Here is a 17,260-nt window from a genome sequence, read left to right as displayed (position 1 = left end):
GCGGCCCCTATGCTCGTGATCTATGAGACTTCTCCTGGTTGAAGACGACGTCATGCTGGCCAGCGGCATCAAGCTGGGGCTTTCGGACGCCGGTTACGCGGTCGACTGGGTCGGCAGCGCCGAGCGTGCCGAAGAGGTGCTGCAGGGCGAGAGTTTTGACGCTGCCATCATCGACATCGGCCTGCCCAAAATTGACGGCCTGGAGCTCACGCGCCGGCTGCGCGTGCGGGGGCTGGCCATGCCGGTGCTGATCCTCACGGCGCGCGACGCGCTGGAAGACCGGGTGCAGGGCCTGGACCTGGGGGCGGACGACTACATGGTCAAGCCCTTTGAACTGCCCGAGCTGTTGGCGCGTCTGCGCGCGTTGCTGCGCCGCTCGCAGGCAGCCACCAGCGCCATCTTGAGTTTCGGTCCGCTGGAGCTCGACTCGGCGAACCGCCAGGCGCGCGCCAACGGGCAGCTGATTGACCTGGGGCCGCGCGAATGGACGGTGATGGAGTATTTGCTGATCCACGCGCCCAAACCGGCCAGCAAGGAAAAACTGCTGGCGGCGCTGACCGGTTGGGACAAGGAAATCACCCCCAATGCGATCGAGGTTTACGTTTCACGCCTGCGGGGCAAGCTGGAGCCGCACGGCATCGCACTACGGTCCATTCGCGGCTTCGGTTACCGGCTGGAGCTAGTGGGCGGCGAGTCGCTGGACGCGCCGGCCGGATAAACTGCCTCAATGTCCGAGAACACCGGCGCTGACCCGGCCACGGCGGCTGTCGCGGAAAAAGCCGCCGCCTTGAGCGTGCCAGCAGCCATGAAATCCGGTCTGCAACGCCGCCTGCTGCTGCTGCTGCTGGCGCCCCTGGCCCTGTTTGCCCTGATCAGCATCTACTTCGACTACGAAGCGGCGGGCAATGCCGCCCTGCAACAAGACCAGCAACTGCGGCGCCTGGCGCCCCTGCTGGCCGACTCGGTACTCGCGCCCGGCCGCTCGGCCGACGACATTCCCGTGATGCTGCTGGCGCCACCGGTCGAGGAATTCCTCAAGGCGCGTGCCGGCTTTGCCGGTTACCGGGTGTCGGATGCCGACGGCCGTTTCCTGGGGGGTGACGCCTGGATCAGCATGGTGGTGCCCACTACCCGCGAGCCCGAGTTTCACAGCATGGAGGAAAACGGCGTCACCTACCGGGTGGTGGTGCAACGCGTCAAAACCGCGGCGGGCGAACTCATCCTGCAGTTGGCCGATGGCTCGGATGCGCGCCAGCAGTGGGTGCGCTCGGTCGTCGTCAAGGTGCTGTTGCCCAACCTGATTCTGGTGCTGGCCGCGGCCCTGGCCGTCAACTGGGCCGTCACGCGGGCCCTGCGGCCGCTGCTGGCGCTCAAGGAAGCGGTCGAGCGGCGGTCCCCGCGCGACCTCAGCGCGATCGACCCGCAGAGCACGCCAGGCGAAGTGCGGCCGCTGGTCGCCTCACTGAACCGCCTGTTTGCGCTGGTCAACGACCAGGCCGAGGGCCAGCGCCGCTTTGTGGCCGATGCCGCGCACCAGCTGCGCACCCCGCTGGCGGGGCTGCAAGCCCAGGTGGAAGCCTGGGCGCAGGCGGCCCTGGCGCCCGCGGCAGGCAGGCAGCTGACCCTGTCGGCCGACAGGATCATGGCACTGCGCAGCGCCACCCGGCGCACCTCGCAGCTGGCCAACCAGTTGCTGGCCCTGTCGCGGGCAGATGCCTCCCAGATGGCGGGTCAGCCGGTGCATCGGGTGGACCTCAAAGACCTGTGCGAGTCGGTGCTGGCCCTGCACCTGGATGCAGCCTCGGCCAAAGGCATTGACCTGGGGCTGGAGGTGCGTTTTGCCCAGGTCTCCGGCCACGAATGGCTGCTGCGCGAGCTGCTCGGCAATCTGGTGGACAACGCTGTGAAATACACGGCGCCAGGCGGTACGGTCACGATACGCTGCGGCCCGCTGGAGGCGCAGGGCGCTGCGGGCGAGGAACAGGTTTTTCTCGAGGTGGAAGACGATGGGCCGGGCATTCCTGCTGCGGAGCGCGCCCGGGTGCTGGAGCGTTTTTACCGGGTGCCCGGCACCGGCGGGGAGGGCAACGGCCTGGGCTTGGCCATTGCTGACGAGATTGCACGGGCGCACGGGGCGCAGCTGACGCTGGAGGCCGCCGTCAGCCGGAACGGCGCCGCCTGCGGCCTGCGGGTGCGGCTGGTGATGCGTTCGCCGGTCTGACCCTGCCAAAAAAACACGCTGCTGCAGGGCTGGGTACGCGGGTTTGCCCCTGACTGGCGTCGTCCGAAAGCCCCCTCGGCCTGTGCGAGAATCCAAAGCGCCCGCCGATTTTTTGAAACATCTCTTACAACAACGCACGCCATGCCCTATGTCCGAGTTTGAGTCTGATGTGAGTCCCGAGCTCTCCACGCCGGCTGCGCCGCGCAAGCGCCCCAAGCCGGGCGAGCGCCGCGTGCAGATCCTGCAGGCGCTGGCGACCATGCTGGAGCAGCCCGGCGCGGAGCGCATCACCACCTCGGCCCTGGCAGCCCGGCTGGAGGTCAGCGAGGCGGCGCTGTATCGTCACTTCGCCAGCAAGGCACAGATGTTTGAGGGCCTGATCGAGTTCATCGAGCAGACCGTGTTCACGCTGGTCAACCAGATCGCCGAGCGCGAGACCGACCCGGCGCAACGTACCCGCCGGCTGGTCATCATGCTGCTGCAGTTTGCCGAGAAAAACCCGGGCATGACCCGCGTCATGGCCGGCGACGCCCTGGTGTTTGAGAACGAGCGCCTGCAGGAGCGCATGAACCAGTTTTTCGACAAGCTCGAGTCCAGCCTCAAGCAGAACCTGCGCGATGCGGCCGGAGCCGACGGCGCCGCCACACCCACCGTCCAGGCGCAGGTGCAGGCCTCGGTCATTGTGGCCTTCATGATGGGCCGCCTGCAACGTTTCGCACGCTCGGGCTTCAAGCGCTTGCCGACCGAACACCTTGACGCCAGCCTGGCCGTGGTGCTGGGTTAACTTACTCCCAAAAAAAGAGCGGCTTGCGCCCGCCCCGCAAGGGCTGAGGGCCAATTTTGTTCAAAAATACGGGGTACTCGCCAGCGCCTCAGGCGTCGTCCAGGTCGGCCTGCAACTGCGCCAGCGCTGCCAGAACCCCGAGCTGGTCGATGCGGTCCAATTGCCGGGCCACCAGCGCCAGCCAGCGCGCGTTGTGCGGCAGGACCTCGCCCCAGATCACCGGCAATGTGCCCAGCGCCTGCACGCTGGCTGCGGCATCACCGGCATGGGCAAGCGCCAGCGCCTGCAGTTCGCCGGCCATCGGGTCGTTCATCGCATAAGCGTTTCCCTGCTCGTCGCTGCCGCGCACATAACGCATCCAGGCCGCGGCCGCAAACGCCAGACGGTCCACCGGTAGGCCGGCGCGCAGCGCACCCAGCACGGACGGCGGCCAGCGCTGGGGAATTTTCTGCGAGGAATCGGTGGCGATCTGGTGCACGCTGTGTTGCAGCGCAGGGTTTCCAAACCGTGCGAGAAGGGCGTCCCGGTAGCTGGCCCAGTCCGGGCGGCTGAGCTGCGGCCCGACCTCGTGGGTCATCAGGCCGTGGATGAAGCTGCGCACGGCCGGCTGCGCGATGCATTCGCCGATCACCGGCCAGCCCGCCACCGCGCCCAGGCAGGCCATGGCGGTGTGGCTGCCGTTGAGCAGGCGCAGCTTGGCGTCCTCGAACGGGGCCACGTCGTCCACCACGGTCACGCCAGCGGCGGCCAGCACCTCGGCGTCGCCCGGATCGGCAAAACGCCGTTCGATCACCCATTCCCAGAAGGCCTCGGTGCCCAGCGCTGCCTGGTCCGCCACGCCGAGTGCCTGCGCGGCGGCCGCCAGCCGCTCTGGCGTGGCGGCGGGGACGATGCGGTCCACCATGCTGTTGGGAAAGGCGCAGGCACGCTCAACCCAGTCCGCCAGCGCTGGGCTCCGTGGCCGCGCGGCGTTCACACACAGGGCCTGTAGCTGGCGGCCGTTGTGCGCCAGGTTGTCGCAGGACGCAATGGTCAGGCCCGGCAGGCCGGCGGCATGACGCGCGGCCAGGCCCTGCGCGATCAGCCGGCCCAGCTCGGGACCGTAGCCCTTCTCGGTGACCGTCAGCGTCAGCCAGCGGGTGGACGGCGCGGCGATGGCCTGGACCACCTGCGCCGGCTCACGCGCGGCGACGGCGGTCTGCCAGATCGCGCCGCCGACCTGCCATTGGCTGCCGGCGCGGCTGGCCACCTGCACCGCGTACAGGCCGTCCTGCATGGCCAAGGCATCGGCCAGCTGCGTGCTGCGCATGGCCACGCCGAGCACGCCCCAGCGCGTGTCGCCGCGCCGCAGCAAGGTGTCAAAAACCAGCGCCTGGTGGGCGCGGTGGAAGGCGCCCAGCCCGAGGTGCACAACGCCGGGCACGCCCTGGCGTGGGTAGGCCGGAACCGGGATGCCGCGCGCGGCGAGGGCGGGCAGGCAGGCGCTGCCCAGCGGGGTCGCCGCTTCAGCGAAATTCATGGTCATTTTCGCCCTCAGCCCTTACCAGGCAAGCGCAGACAGCTATCAATTTCATAGTATCTCTGTGGTCGATAGCCGATAGCCGATGGCGGAAGGCGGAAGGCGTCAGTCGGGCAGCGACACCCCGACCTTGCGCCCCGCGGCCACGATCTCCTGCCAGGTCTGGGCATCAACCGCGATGCCCTGGTCCTGTCGCTGCGCGCGGTAAGCCCGCTCCGGGTCACCGGCGATCTGCACCGCGTCAAATCCCGGCGCCACCGGCCCGGCCTGCAGCCAGTCGACAAAAGCCAGGGCTTCCTGCTCAAAACTGGCCTGGGTGCCCAGCTTCGCCGGGTCAATCAGGATGGTCAGCATGCCGTTGATCACCGCGCGCACGGCCGGGTCGGTCGGCTTGTGCCAGGTGCCGCTGCCGGTCAGCGCGCCGCCCAGCAGTTCGCAGGCCACAGCCATGCCGTAACCCTTGTGTTCGCCAAAGGCCAGCAGCGCGCCGAACAGGCCATTGCCCTGCGGCACCACGACGACGCCGGGGTCGGTGGTGGGCCGGCCGTGTTCGTCGATCAGCGTGCCCGGCGCCACGCGCCGGCCTTCGTTGTGGGCGACGCGCATCTTGCCCTGCGCCACGCGGCTGGTGGCGAAGTCGAGAATGAAGGGTTCGTGCCCCTTCAGCGGAATGCCGATGCAGCAAGGGTTGGTGCCATAACGCCCGTCGGCGCCGCCAAAAGGTGCGACCACGGGGCGCGACAACACATTGACAAAATGCAGCGACACCAGCCCCTGGGCCACCGCCATTTCGGCGAAGTGCCCGATGCGCCCCAGGTGGTGCGCGTTCGCCAGCGTCATGATGCAGCTGCCATGGGTCTTGGCGCGCGCCATGCCCAGCGCCATGGCTTGCTGGCCGACGACCTGGCCGTAGCCGCGCTGGCCGTCCAGCGTGAGCAGCGAACCGGCATCGAGCACCACTTTCACGCCGGTGTTGGGCTTAAGGCCGCCCTCGAGCACCGCGTCCACATAACGCGGCAACATGCCCACGCCATGCGAGTCATGGCCGCTCAGGTTGGCCAGCACCAGGTTGGCCGCGACGGCAGCGGCCTCATCGGCAGCGCTTCCGGCTGCTATTAAAACAGTAGCTACCTGCGCTTGCAGTGCTTGGGCTGGAAGTGTTTTTTGCATATAAGAAGAATCAGGATCACATCACGGCGCCGACTTGCCAGGGCACAAATTCGTTTTGCCCGTAGCCGTGTTGCTCGCTTTTGCTCTGCGCACCCGAGGCGGTGGCCAGCACCATCTCGAAAATCCGCTGGCCCATCTCCTGCACAGACACACCGCCGTCGATGATCTCGCCGCAGTTGATGTCCATGTCCTCTTCCTGGCGTTGCCACAGCGCCGAGTTGGTGGCGAGCTTGAGCGAAGGCGAGGGCGCGCAACCGTAGGCCGAGCCGCGCCCGGTGGTGAAGCAGATGATGTTGGCGCCGCCAGCCACCTGGCCGGTGGCACTGACCGGGTCGTAGCCTGGCGTGTCCATGTAGACAAAGCCGTGCGTGTCCACCGGCTCGGCATATTCGTACACCGCCTCGAGGTTGCTGGTGCCGCCCTTGGCGACGGCGCCCAGCGATTTTTCAAGAATCGTGGTCAGGCCGCCGGCCTTGTTGCCCGGTGAAGGGTTGTTGTTCATCTCGCCCTCGTTGATTTCGGTGTAGTGCTCCCACCACTTGATGCGGGCGATCAGTTTTTCGGCGATGTCGGGCCGCACGGCGCGGCGTGTCAGCAGGTGCTCGGCACCGTAGATTTCGGGCGTTTCGCTGAGGATGGCGGTGCCACCATGCGCCACCAGCAGGTCCACCGCCGCGCCCAGCGCAGGGTTGGCGCTGATGCCGGAATAACCGTCCGAGCCGCCGCACTGCAGGCCGATGGTGATGTGGGCCGCGCTGCAGGGCTCGCGTTTCACCGCATTGGCGCGCGGCAGCATCTCGTTGATCAGCGCGATGCCTTTGTCCACCGTCTTGCGCGTGCCGCCGGTGTCCTGGATGTTGAAAACGCGGAAGTTGTCGCCCTCGCGCAGCGCACTGTGCGCCAGCCAGGCGTTGATCTGGTTCGCCTCGCAGCCCAGGCCTACCACCAGCACGCCGGCAAAGTTGGCATGGGTGGCATAACCGGCCAGCGTGCGCTCGAGGATCTGCATACCCATGCCCTCGGTGGCCATGCCGCAGCCGGTGCCGTGTGTCAGCGCCACCACACCGTCCACGTTGGGAAAGTCCTTCAGCGCGGCCGGGTTGGTTTGCCGCGAAAAATGATCGGCAATGGCACGCGCCGCAGTCGCCGAGCAGTTGACGCTGGACAGAATGCCGATGTAGTTGCGCGTCGCCACGCGGCCGTCGGCCCGCTTGATGCCCATGAAGGTGGCTTCGCGCAGCGGGGCGGCGGGTTTGACGTCGGCACCAAAGGCATAGTCGCGCGCAAAGTCGCCCTTGTCGGGGCCCATGTCGAGGTTGTGTGTGTGCACATGCTCACCGGGCGGAATCGCCTTGCTGGCAAAACCGATGATCTGGTTGTAGCGCCGCACCGCCTCGCCGGTCGCGATGGCGCGGGTGGCAACCTTGTGGCCGGGCGGGATCAGGCCCTTGACGGTGATGTTTTCGACCTGGGTGCCGCCCACCAGCTGGGCGCGGGCAATCAGCACATCATCGGCGGGATGGAGTCGGATAAAGGGGGTCATGAAAATACCTGCGATCAATAGAACATTTTCGGCAGCCAGAGCACCAGTTTCGGAAAGTAGGTAATGATGGCCAGCGATCCGAGCAGGGGCACCAGCCAGGGCAGGATGGCGATGGTGGTGCGCTCGACCGAGAGTTTGGCCACCCGTGCCAGCACAAACAGCACCATGCCCATGGGCGGATGCAGCAGGCCTATCATCAGGTTGAGCACCATCACCAGGCCGAAGTGGACCAGATCAATGCCCAGTTGCTGGCAGATCGGCACGAGGATCGGCACCAGGATGGTGATGGCGGCCGTGGGTTCGAGAAAGCAGCCGACAAACAGCATCAGCAGGTTGGCCAGCAGCAGGAACACCCAGGGTTCCTTGGTGAACCCGAGCACCCATTCGGAGATCGCCGCGGTGACACCGGTGGCAGTGAGCATCCAGCCGAAGATGCTGGCCGCCGCCACGATGAACAGCACGGTGGCGGTGGTTTCCACCGTGTCCAGGCAGACCTTGACGAACATTTTCCAGTTCAGGGTGCGGTACCAGGCCAGCCCCAACACCATGGCCCAGAGGCAGGCGGCAATGGCGCCTTCGGTGGGCGTGAAAATGCCGGTGGTCATGCCGCCTATCAGCAGCACCGGCGTCATGATGGGCAGCACCGCCTGGAATTTGAAAAACTTGTCGGCGGCAAACAGCACGATCAAACCCGCGAACACGGTGATCTGCGGCGGAAAGCCCGCCTGGGTGATCAGCAGCCAGAGGGCCAGCGGCCAGCCGATCACCACCACGGTCTCCGTCAGGGCCTTGATCACGCGGGGCCACTCAAACTTGATGTCTGCGCCCCACCCGTTTTTGTGCGCGAACCAGGCCACGGTCAGCATCATCAGGCCCGCGATCAGGATGCCCGGCAGGATGCCCGCCAGAAACAGCGCACCGACACTGACGTTGGCCATCATCCCGTAGATCACGAAAGGCAGGCTGGGCGGAATGATGGGCCCGAGCGTGGCCGAGGCGGCCGTCACGCCGACGGCGAACTCCTTGCTGTAGCCGTGGTCGGTCATGGCCTTGATCTCGATGGTGCCCAGGCCGGCGGCATCGGCAATCGCGGTGCCGCTCATGCCGGCGAAGACCACCGAACCCACCACATTCACGTGGCCCAGGCCGCCCTTGAGCCAGCCGACCAGCGCCAGCGCATAGTTATAGATGCGGTTGGTGATGCCAGCATTGTTCATCAAATTGCCGGCGAGAATGAAAAACGGAACCGCCAGCAGCGGAAAGCTGTCGATGCCGCTGACCATGCGGTGAATCACCACGAAGGCCGGCAGGTTGCCCGTCCACCAGATATACAGCAGGGCGGAACCCGCCATCGCCATGGCTACCGGAATGCCGCCACTCATGAGCAGCAGGAAAATGATTTTGAGCATGGTGTGTGGGTGTTATTTGTCGTCCATCGAGGACTCGGGGCGTTCCAGGACGGAGTAGCCGCGCCGGTGGTGAAACAGCGCAACCTGGACGGAGCGGAAGGCCATGGCGGCGAAACCCAGCAGGCAGACGCCGTAGACCCAGTTCATGGGCAGGTCGACCATGGTCATGCGCGAATTGCTGCCCAGCTTGAGCATCATCATCACCGTCAGCACGGCGGCGGCGGCGAAGAAGCCCACGCGCAGCACATCAACCATGGTGGCCATGGCGCGCGCCATGGGCCCGGGCATGAACTTGTAGAAAAAGTCCACCTGGATGTGGTTGTTCTTGACCACACCAATGGTGGCTCCGGTGAAGACCACAGCGATCAGCAGGTAACGCGCGATCTCCTCGGTCCAGGCCGCCGAGTCGTTGAGCACATAGCGGGTAAAAAACTGGTAGAACACCGTGGCGCCCAGGATCCAGAAGAAGCCCAGCGCCACCCAGGCTTCCAGTTTGGTGTCGGAGAGATCCACTGCGTCGTCCTGCGCGTGGAACTGTCCGTCCGCCCCCATCACGGGGGCCATGTCGTCAATGGTTTCTATCTTCATGGTCTGATGATCCTGGGCTGGTCGGCTGGTGAGCTGGCAAGAGAAGAGGCGGGCTGCCGCAGTCGGGCAGCCCGGTCGTTGTCGTGGCTTACTTGATCGCGATGATGCGGTCCCAGTCCTTCTTGTCGAGCTTCATGGATTCGAAGGTGATCGCCTTGAGCACGCGTTGCTGGAAGTCGGCGCGGTCCACCGTCACCACGTTGTTGCCCTTCTTCTTGAACTCTTCCACCAGTTCGCCTTCACGCTTGCGGATGTCGTTGGTGGCGTTGACGGCGGCTTCCTGCGTCACGTCGGTGAGGATTTTCTGCTCGGCCGGGGACAGCTTGCCCCACAGGCTGGGCGCAATCACCGTGAGCAGCGCGTCGGCGATGTGGCCGGTCAGGATGATGTTCTTCTGAACCTCGAAGAATTTTTTGGCCTCGATGGTGGGCAGCGGATTTTCCTGCGCGTCCACGGTGCCGTTCTGCAGCGCCAGGTAAACCTCGGCAAAGGCAATCGGCGTCGGGTTGGCGCCGCAGGCGCGTGGCAGGGCGGTGTAGGCCGGGGAGTCCGGCACGCGCATCTTCAAGCCCTTCATCTGGTCGCAGTTGGTGAACAGCTTGTTGCTGGTGGCATGGCGCGCACCGTAATAGGTCAGGGCCGTCACCGTGTTGCCGGTGGCCTTTTTGTAGCCTTCGGTCAGCTCCTTGAAGATATCGCTCTTGCCGTACTTGACCACATGGTCGGCGTCGCGGAAGGTGAACGGGTAATAACTCACGGCCAGGCGCGGATAGGAGTTGGAGGCAAAGGAGGCGCCGGTCAGGATGATGTCCACCGTGCCCAGCTGCAGGCCCTGGTTGATGTCGCTTTCCTTGCCCAGGCTGGAAGCCGGGAAGACCTGGATTTCGTATTTGCCGTTGGTGCGTTTCTTGAACTCGTCGGCCGCCCAGACCGACCACTTGTGGTAAGGCTCGGACGTTTCATAGACGTGTGCCCACTTCAGTTTGGTTTGCGCGTGGGCAATGCCAAATGTGCCCAGGGTGCCCGCGATGATTGCGCAGCATGCTATTTTTTTCAGAGCGAATCGTTTTGTCATGTTGTCTCCTCGGTTAAAGGTTGAAAGAAAAGGGGAGTTGCCGGGCGCTTTCTTCAGCTTGTCTTCGCGCGGCGCCAGCTCGCGCTGAATCGGGAATGGGACTTGTCCATGTGGGCATGCATGGCCGTGCGGGCGGCGGGGCCGTCATGTGCGCAGATGGCCGCAAAAATCGCTTCATGCTCGGCAATCGCCGATTGCCAAGACTTCATCGTCTCGAAATAGCCGGTCAGGCGCGTGAACAGCGGGCCGCGGCGGGAGTCCCAGAAACTCTGCACGGTTTCGATCAGCACCACGTTGCCGCAAGCTTCGACAATCGCGCTGTGGAAGGCCCGGTCGCCGTCCAGCGGCAACACGCCGCGGTTGGCGTCGGTGACCATCATGTCGATGGCGGCGCGCATGGCGTCAATGTCCTTGCGTCTGGCCTGCAGAGCGGCCATGGAGGCGATCTCACCCTCCACCACGCGGCGCGCGCGTATCAGTTCCAGCGGTCCCCATTCGGTCAGCGTGACCTGCGGCCCCGCGGACCGGCTGGCACGCATGGACCGGTCCAGCACATACACGCCGGAGCCGGTGCGCACCTCGACCCAGCCCTCGACTTCCATGGCAATCAAAGCTTCCCGCACCGACGGCCGGCTCACACCGAGCTGTTTGGCCAGGTCGCGTTCTGCCGGCAGGCGCGTGCCGGCCGCAAATTCCCCCTTGCTGATCAGCGAGCGCAGCTGCTCGGCGATCTGGCGGTAAAGGCGTTGCGGTTCGACGGCTTGCAGCGGCATTTTTTCAGCAAGGAGAGGTATTAAGGGTTAGCCAGAAGTGGACAAGTGGTAAGGCCAATTGATAATCCCATGATTCCAGCCTTTGCTGCCATCCGGCTAAACCCTGTAATGGTTCCTGTAATGTTTTTCCCCCGCGTCCGCCCATGACAGCGTCTGTCACGATTGAGTCCATCCGCCTGCGTCAGGTCAACCTGCCGCCCAAGGTCGTGCGCACCGATGCCATCCAGTCCTTTGTGACACAGGAGACCCTGCTGCTGACCTTGCGCTGCAGCGACGGCGTGGAGGGCACCGGTTATGCCTACACCATAGGCACCGGCGGTTCGTCGGTCATGGCCCTGCTGCACGACCACCTTGCGCCGCGTCTGCTGGGCCGCAACCCGCTGCATGTCGAGGCCATCTGGAAAGACCTGTTTTTTCACACCCACGCCACCGCCGTGGGGGCCATCACCAGCCTGGCGCTGGCCTGTGTGGACACCGCCTTGTGGGACTGGCGCGCCCGCCGCCAGGCCTTGCCGCTGTGGCAGCTGCTCGGTGGCGCGCAAACACGCGTGCCGGTGTACACCACCGAGGGTGGCTGGCTGCATTTGGATGCCGACGAACTGGTGGCGCAGACGCTGGCGGCCCAGGCCCAGGGTTTTCGGGGGGCAAAGATCAAGGTCGGCAGGCCGCACGTCAGCGAGGACGTGGCGCGGCTGTCCGCCGTGCGGGACGCCGTCGGCCCGGGTTTTGACATCATGGTCGACGCGAACCAGGGCTTCAACCGCCCGGAAGCCCTGCGTCGCGCGGTTGCCTTTGCGGGCCTGGACCTGGCCTGGCTGGAGGAGCCGATGGCGGCCGAAGATGTGTCGGGGCACAGCCAGCTGCGCACCCAGACGGCCATTCCGGTGGCCGTGGGGGAGTCGATGTACCACCTGAGCCAGTTCCGCGAATACCTGGAGCGCGGCGCCTGCAGCATTGTCCAGCCCGATGTGGCCCGCATAGGCGGCATCACGCCATGGATCAAGGTGGCCCATCTGGCCGAAGGTTTTGGCGTGCCCGTCTGTCCGCATTTCCTGATGGAGCTGCATGTGAGCCTGTGCGCCGCGGTTCCCAATGCCGCCTGGGTTGAATACATCCCGCAGCTTGACGACATCACGACCAGCCGCATCCGGGTCGAGGGCGGTTATGCCTGGCCGCCCGACACGCCGGGCCTGGGCATCACGTGGGACTGGCCTGTCATCAAAAAACGGCAGCTTGCCGACACCACCCTGAATCAATAAATCAACCAAGGAAAAAACATGCGACTTCAAGGGAAAACCGCGCTGATCACCGCCGCCGGGCAGGGCATCGGCAAGGCCAGTGCACTGGCCATGGCGGCAGAAGGCGCCCAGGTCTGGGCGACCGACGTCAATGCGAAGCTGCTCGACGGTTACGCGGGCATGCCCAACATCCGTGCCCTGCCGCTGGACGTGCTCGACAAGGCGGCGATTCGCCAGGTCATCGCTGACATGCCCGCGCTCGACGTGCTGTTCAACTGCGCGGGTTTTGTGCACGCGGGCACCGCCCTGCAGGCCACTGACGAAGAGTGGGAGTTCGCCTTCAATCTCAACGTGCGTTCGCAGTTCTGGACCATCCAGGCGGCCTTGCCGCGCATGCTTGCAAACAACGGTGGCAAGGGGGGCGGCAGCATCATCAACATGGCCAGCGTGGTCAGCATCAAGGGGCTGCCGAACCGCTTTGTGTACGGCGCGTCCAAGGCGGCGGTGATCGGCCTGACCAAAAGTGTGGCGGCCGACTACGTGATGCAGGGCGTACGCTGCAACTGCATCTGTCCCGGCACCGTCGACACACCCTCGCTGCAGGACCGGATCAATGTTTACGAAGATCCGGCCGAGGCGCGCCGCAATTTCATTGCGCGCCAGCCCATGGGCCGGCTCGCGCAGGCCCACGAGATTGCACCCGTCGTGACCTTTCTGGCCAGCGACGAAGCGGCGTTTGTTACCGGCCAGCACTACAACATCGATGGTGGCATGACCATATGAACCAGCTCGACTTCCAGGGTCGGCACGCCGTGGTCACCGGTGGCGCCACCGGTCTGGGCTACGCGATTGCACAGCGGCTGATCCAGTCCGGCGGCAGTGTCACGCTGTGGGACCGCGACGAGGCGGCGGCTGGGCAGGCGGCGGCCGCGCTGGGCCCGCGGGCCTCGGCGGTGGCGGTGGACGTGTCGCAGCATGCCTCGGTGCGCGCGGCGGTCCAGGCGACTTTGCTGCTGGCCCCCAAGGTTGATGCGCTGGTCAACAGCGCCGGCGTGACTGGCCCCAACGTCAAGCTCTGGGACTACCCGGTTGATGCGTGGGAGCAGGTGATGGCCGTCAACCTCAACGGCCTGTTCCTGTGCTGCCGCGAATGGGCGCCGCACCTGCGCGCCAACAACTACGGCCGCATCGTCAACATCGCGTCGGTGGCCGGCAAGGACGGCAACCCGAATGCCAGCGCCTACAGCGCCAGCAAGGCGGCCGTGATTGCGCTGACAAAATCGCTGGGCAAGGAACTCGCCGACACGGGCATACGGGTCAATTGCGTCACCCCGGCTGCGGTCAAGACGGCAATCTTCGACCAGATGAGCCCCGAACACATCGCTTTCATGCTGTCGAAAATTCCGATGGGCCGCTTCGGCACACCCGAGGAGGTGGCCGCCATGGTGGGCTGGCTCTGCACCGAAGAATGTTCGTTTTCAACCGGCGCCGTGTTTGACCTGTCCGGCGGCCGTTCTACATACTGATTCGTTTTAACCAGAAGGAAAACCATGAAACTCGTTCGTTACGGCCAACCCGGCAAGGAAAAACCAGGTCTCATCGATGCCGAGGGCAAACTGCGCGACCTCAGCGCAGTGGTCAAGGACATTGGCCCCGAGCAGCTCGGTGATGCCGCACTGGCCAAACTGCGCAAGCTCAAGACGGCGAACCTGCCGCTGGTCAAGGGCCAGCCGCGCCTGGGCAGCCCGGTCGCCAGCGTCGGCAAGTTCATCGCCATCGGCCTCAACTACGCGGACCACGCGGCGGAGTCGGGCCTGCCGATTCCTAAAGAGCCCATCGTTTTCATGAAGGCCACCACCTGCATCCAGGGGGCCAACGACCCGGTCATGCTGCCCAAGGGCTCGGTCAAGTCCGACTGGGAGGTCGAACTTGGCGTGGTGATCGGCACCCGCGCGCGTTACGTCTCGCAGAAAGACGCGCTCAATTTTGTGGCCGGCTATTGCACCATCAACGACGTCAGCGAGCGCGAGTACCAGATCGAGCGCGGCGGCACCTGGGACAAGGGCAAGGGCTGCGACACCTTCGGTCCGATCGGCCCCTGGCTGGTCACCCGCGACGATGTGCCGAACCCGCAGAAGCTGGCGATGTGGCTGGACCTCAATGGCCAGCGGGCGCAGACCGGCAGCACGAAAACCATGATCTTCAGCGTGGCCAAAATCATCAGTTATGTCAGCCAGTTCATGACGCTGATGCCCGGCGACGTGATCACCACCGGCACACCGCCCGGCGTGGGCATGGGCATGAAGCCGCCCTTGTTCCTGAAAAAGGGCGACGTCATGACCCTGGGCATTGAAGGCCTGGGCGAACAGCGCCAGGTGGTGCTTCCTTTCAAGCTGTGACGCCGGCTTGAGCGCAGGACGGTCCGGTTTCCTGCGCGCGCAGGGGCTGACTTGCTCCAGCCGAGGCTACACTTAAACCCATGAGTGCCGACTCCCCGCTTGCATTTCTGACCGGAGATACCGGCGTTCCCCGGCTGATGCGCGAACAGGACTGGGCCGGCTCGCCGCTGGGCCCGCCTGGGATGTGGCCGCAGTCCTTGCGCTCGGTAGTCAACCTCATGCTGGGCTCGGCCTTTCCGATGTTTGTGGCCTGGGGACCGACCCTGTCCCTGCTCTATAACGATGCCTACGCCGAGATTCTGGGCGCCAAGCATCCGCAGGCGCTGGGCCGGCCTTTTTACGAGGCCTGGCACGACATTCGGGCCGACATTGAGCCCCTGGTGCAACGTGCGCTGGGCGGAGAGGCTTTTTTTGTCGAAAACCTGCCGCTTCGCATGCGCCGCCATGGCTACGATGAAGACACCTGGTTCACCTTTTCCTATTCGCCCGTGCGGGACGAGGCCGATGCGATTGCCGGCCTGTATTGCGCCTGCACCGAAACCACGGCCATGGTGCTGGCCGAACAGCACCAGCGCGCAGAGCAGGAGCGTCTGCAGACGTTGTTCAGTCAGGCGCCCGGCTTTGTCGCGGTGATGCGGGGACCAGACCATGTCTTCGAGATCGCCAACCACGCCTACCTGCAGCTGACCGGCTTTCGCGAGGTCATCGGCAAACCGGTGGCTGAGGCGCTGCCGGAAGTGGTTGAGCAGGGTTTTGTGGCCCTGCTCGACCAGGTGTTTGCCACTGGCGAACCTTATGTTGGCCGCTCGGTACGAGTGCTGCTCAACAGCGTACCCGGTGCGCCCCAGACGGAGGCTTACCTTGATTTTGTCTATCATCCGCTGCGGGGGCTGACCGGGCAGGTCGAAGGCGTTTTTGTGCATGGCCATGAAGTGACGGAGCTGCAGCGCGCGCAGGAGGCCCTGCTGGTTTTTTCCAACAGCATTCCCGCGATGGCCTGGGTGGCCAGGGTCGACGGTGGCCTGGAACGTTTCAATTCCCAATGGTCGGTCTATACCGGTCAGAGCGCCGAGGCCGCACTCGACCATGGCTGGACGGGCGCGCTTCACCCCGAGGATCGCGACGCGCCGGGGCGAGCCTTTGTGGCCGCGCGTGAACAGGGCATCGAATGGCAGGTCGAGTACCGGTTGTGCCGCCACGATGGGGTGTACCGCTGGTTTTTGACCCGGGCGGTACCGCAGCTTGATGCCTCCGGTCGCGTGTTGCGCTGGTTCGGCACCACCACTGACATTGAGGACGCAAAAAAGAACCACCAGGCGCTGCGCGATGCGGACCGGCAGAAAGACGAGTTCCTGGCGACGCTGGCGCACGAACTGCGCAACCCGCTGGCGCCGATTCGGGCCGCCGTGCAGCTGCTGGGCTCTCCGGCTTCCCGGCCGGAGGCGCGCGAACATGCCGTGGAGGTGATCGGACGCCAGGTGGGCCACATGGCACGCCTGCTGGACGATCTGATTGATGTCGCCCGCATCACCCAGCGCAGGGTGATCCTCAAAAAAGTGCCCCTGGCCGTTGACGATCTGGTCGAGACCGTCCTGGAAACGGTGCGTCCCCTGGCGCAGGCCAAGGGGCATGGGCTGGTGGCCACGATCGGCGGCGACGGCTTGCAGCTGGTGGCCGATCCGCTCAGACTGGCGCAGGTGCTGTCCAACCTGCTGAACAACGCCGTGAAATACACCGACGAGGGCGGGCGGATCAGGCTCGACGTGCAGGTGGAGGGGCGCTGGCTGAGCTTCACCGTGTCGGACAGCGGGATGGGCCTGAGTCCGGCGGCCATCGAAAACATCTTCACCATGTTCGCCCAGGAACAATCCGCGCTGGACCGCTCGGAAGGCGGACTGGGCATCGGGCTGGCGCTGGCCAAGGGGCTGGTCGAACTGCATGGCGGCACGGTGTCGGCCTCCAGCGACGGCGCGGGCCGCGGCAGTCGCTTTGTCGTGAAGCTGCCTTATTGCGCCGACCGGCAAACGGTCGTCGCCAGCCCTGTTGCGCCCTTGCCGGCACTGCGTCAACCTGAGGCCCGGACCGTGCTGCTCGCCGACGATAACCGCGACGCGGTGCAGGTGCTGGCCGAACTGCTGCGCATGGATGGCTACCTCGTGCACACGGCCAACGACGGACGGCAGGCGGCCGACCTGGCGACGCGGCTGCAGCCCGATGTCCTGGTGCTCGATATCGGCATGCCTGGCCTCAATGGTTACGAAGTCGCGCAGATGGTTCGCGCCCAGCCCTGGGGCGGCCGCCCGCTGTTGATCGCGGCGACTGGATGGGGCCAGGACGACGACCGGCAGAAGGCCATGGCAGCAGGCTTCAATCGCCACCTGACCAAGCCCTTCGACCCACAACAGCTTTCTGACTGGATCGCAGAATTCCCGCTCGCTGCGCCTCAAATTGATACGGGTTTACCCTGATTTGACCTAGGGCCTCAACCCTATAAACCGGGATTTACGGGCTGTCGGCTTGAACGTGGCGGGTTTTGCGGCA

The 17,260-nt window shown here is 65.2% G+C and carries 15 protein-coding genes; 8 read left to right on the top strand and 7 right to left on the bottom strand.

Going from position 1 to position 17,260, the window contains the following annotated elements; all coding sequences use genetic code 11:
* The first annotated feature begins 22 nt into the window (after window positions 1-22).
* From PSV33_RS05640 to slmA, 3 genes are all read left to right on the top strand, one after another.
* Window positions 23-718, top strand: coding sequence for a response regulator transcription factor (locus PSV33_RS05640; protein ID WP_300559714.1), 696 nt, complete (start codon window positions 23-25; stop codon window positions 716-718).
* Window positions 719-805: 87 nt separating this feature from the next.
* Window positions 806-2,221 carry a sensor histidine kinase gene (locus PSV33_RS05635; protein ID WP_300560029.1) on the top strand — a complete coding sequence of 472 codons (1,416 nt, stop codon included), beginning with the start codon at window positions 806-808 and terminating at the stop codon, window positions 2,219-2,221.
* A 148-nt stretch (window positions 2,222-2,369) separates the two neighbouring features.
* Window positions 2,370-3,005, top strand: coding sequence for a nucleoid occlusion factor SlmA (gene slmA, locus PSV33_RS05630; protein WP_300559713.1), 636 nt, complete (start codon window positions 2,370-2,372; stop codon window positions 3,003-3,005).
* 88 nt (window positions 3,006-3,093) lie between these two features.
* On the opposite strand, the gene PSV33_RS05625 is transcribed toward slmA, so the two are convergent.
* From PSV33_RS05625 to PSV33_RS05595, 7 genes are all read right to left on the bottom strand, one after another.
* On the bottom strand, window positions 3,094-4,524 hold the full coding sequence (locus tag PSV33_RS05625; RefSeq protein ID WP_300559711.1) for a mannitol dehydrogenase family protein: 1,431 nt from the start codon (window positions 4,522-4,524) through the stop codon (window positions 3,094-3,096).
* Window positions 4,525-4,629: 105 nt separating this feature from the next.
* Complete coding sequence (locus tag PSV33_RS05620; RefSeq protein ID WP_300559710.1) at window positions 4,630-5,694, bottom strand: malate/lactate/ureidoglycolate dehydrogenase; 1,065 nt, start codon at window positions 5,692-5,694, stop codon at window positions 4,630-4,632.
* 16 nt (window positions 5,695-5,710) lie between these two features.
* Window positions 5,711-7,237 carry a UxaA family hydrolase gene (locus PSV33_RS05615; RefSeq protein ID WP_300559708.1) on the bottom strand — a complete coding sequence of 509 codons (1,527 nt, stop codon included), beginning with the start codon at window positions 7,235-7,237 and terminating at the stop codon, window positions 5,711-5,713.
* A 14-nt stretch (window positions 7,238-7,251) separates the two neighbouring features.
* Complete coding sequence (locus tag PSV33_RS05610) at window positions 7,252-8,646, bottom strand: TRAP transporter large permease (protein WP_300559706.1); 1,395 nt, start codon at window positions 8,644-8,646, stop codon at window positions 7,252-7,254.
* A 12-nt stretch (window positions 8,647-8,658) separates the two neighbouring features.
* Window positions 8,659-9,234 carry a TRAP transporter small permease gene (locus PSV33_RS05605; protein ID WP_300559704.1) on the bottom strand — a complete coding sequence of 192 codons (576 nt, stop codon included), beginning with the start codon at window positions 9,232-9,234 and terminating at the stop codon, window positions 8,659-8,661.
* A gap of 88 nt (window positions 9,235-9,322) precedes the next feature.
* Entirely contained in the window at window positions 9,323-10,309 is a 987-nt protein-coding gene (locus PSV33_RS05600) for a sialic acid TRAP transporter substrate-binding protein SiaP (protein WP_300559702.1), read from the bottom strand.
* A gap of 53 nt (window positions 10,310-10,362) precedes the next feature.
* Entirely contained in the window at window positions 10,363-11,082 is a 720-nt protein-coding gene (locus PSV33_RS05595; RefSeq protein ID WP_300559700.1) for a FadR/GntR family transcriptional regulator, read from the bottom strand.
* A 143-nt stretch (window positions 11,083-11,225) separates the two neighbouring features.
* Here PSV33_RS05595 and PSV33_RS05590 point away from each other — a divergent pair, with 143 nt between their 5' ends.
* The 5 genes from PSV33_RS05590 (at window position 11,226) to PSV33_RS05570 (ending at window position 17,187) form a co-directional block, all read left to right on the top strand.
* Window positions 11,226-12,341 (top strand): mandelate racemase/muconate lactonizing enzyme family protein, encoded by a 1,116-nt coding sequence (locus PSV33_RS05590; RefSeq protein WP_300559697.1) that lies wholly within the window; start codon window positions 11,226-11,228, stop codon window positions 12,339-12,341.
* A gap of 18 nt (window positions 12,342-12,359) precedes the next feature.
* Entirely contained in the window at window positions 12,360-13,103 is a 744-nt protein-coding gene (locus PSV33_RS05585) for an SDR family oxidoreductase (protein ID WP_300559695.1), read from the top strand.
* Window positions 13,100-13,846, top strand: a complete 747-nt coding sequence (locus PSV33_RS05580) for an SDR family NAD(P)-dependent oxidoreductase (protein ID WP_300559693.1) — start codon at window positions 13,100-13,102, stop codon at window positions 13,844-13,846. Before PSV33_RS05585 ends, PSV33_RS05580 begins: the two co-directional genes overlap by 4 nt.
* Window positions 13,847-13,870: 24 nt before the next feature.
* Window positions 13,871-14,719 (top strand): fumarylacetoacetate hydrolase family protein, encoded by an 849-nt coding sequence (locus PSV33_RS05575; protein ID WP_300559692.1) that lies wholly within the window; start codon window positions 13,871-13,873, stop codon window positions 14,717-14,719.
* Window positions 14,720-14,799: 80 nt separating this feature from the next.
* Window positions 14,800-17,187 (top strand): PAS domain-containing protein, encoded by a 2,388-nt coding sequence (locus PSV33_RS05570; protein WP_300559690.1) that lies wholly within the window; start codon window positions 14,800-14,802, stop codon window positions 17,185-17,187.
* Window positions 17,188-17,260 lie beyond the last annotated feature (73 nt).

The sequence above is a fragment of the Polaromonas sp. genome (genome assembly GCF_029945895.1).
In the GTDB taxonomy this organism is placed as follows: Bacteria; Pseudomonadota; Gammaproteobacteria; order Burkholderiales; family Burkholderiaceae_C; genus Polaromonas.
The sequence above is the reverse complement of the archived record's forward strand: the minus strand, read 5'-3'. Positions and strand labels throughout refer to the sequence as shown.

Excerpts from the sequence above, each read along its gene's own strand:
- PSV33_RS05600 (WP_300559702.1), bottom strand. The coding sequence starts at position 10,309 with ATGACAAAACGATTCGCTCTGAAAAAAATAGCATGCTGCGCAATCATC.
- PSV33_RS05580 (WP_300559693.1), top strand. The coding sequence starts at position 13,100 with ATGAACCAGCTCGACTTCCAGGGTCGGCACGCCGTGGTCACCGGTGGC.
- PSV33_RS05570 (WP_300559690.1), top strand. The coding sequence starts at position 14,800 with ATGAGTGCCGACTCCCCGCTTGCATTTCTGACCGGAGATACCGGCGTT.
- PSV33_RS05625 (WP_300559711.1), bottom strand. The coding sequence starts at position 4,524 with ATGAATTTCGCTGAAGCGGCGACCCCGCTGGGCAGCGCCTGCCTGCCC.
- PSV33_RS05585 (WP_300559695.1), top strand. The coding sequence starts at position 12,360 with ATGCGACTTCAAGGGAAAACCGCGCTGATCACCGCCGCCGGGCAGGGC.
- slmA (WP_300559713.1), top strand. The coding sequence starts at position 2,370 with ATGTCCGAGTTTGAGTCTGATGTGAGTCCCGAGCTCTCCACGCCGGCT.
- PSV33_RS05640 (WP_300559714.1), top strand. The coding sequence starts at position 23 with ATGAGACTTCTCCTGGTTGAAGACGACGTCATGCTGGCCAGCGGCATC.
- PSV33_RS05605 (WP_300559704.1), bottom strand. The coding sequence starts at position 9,234 with ATGAAGATAGAAACCATTGACGACATGGCCCCCGTGATGGGGGCGGAC.
- PSV33_RS05590 (WP_300559697.1), top strand. The coding sequence starts at position 11,226 with ATGACAGCGTCTGTCACGATTGAGTCCATCCGCCTGCGTCAGGTCAAC.
- PSV33_RS05595 (WP_300559700.1), bottom strand. The coding sequence starts at position 11,082 with ATGCCGCTGCAAGCCGTCGAACCGCAACGCCTTTACCGCCAGATCGCC.
- PSV33_RS05615 (WP_300559708.1), bottom strand. The coding sequence starts at position 7,237 with ATGACCCCCTTTATCCGACTCCATCCCGCCGATGATGTGCTGATTGCC.
- PSV33_RS05620 (WP_300559710.1), bottom strand. The coding sequence starts at position 5,694 with ATGCAAAAAACACTTCCAGCCCAAGCACTGCAAGCGCAGGTAGCTACT.
- PSV33_RS05610 (WP_300559706.1), bottom strand. The coding sequence starts at position 8,646 with ATGCTCAAAATCATTTTCCTGCTGCTCATGAGTGGCGGCATTCCGGTA.
- PSV33_RS05575 (WP_300559692.1), top strand. The coding sequence starts at position 13,871 with ATGAAACTCGTTCGTTACGGCCAACCCGGCAAGGAAAAACCAGGTCTC.
- PSV33_RS05635 (WP_300560029.1), top strand. The coding sequence starts at position 806 with ATGAAATCCGGTCTGCAACGCCGCCTGCTGCTGCTGCTGCTGGCGCCC.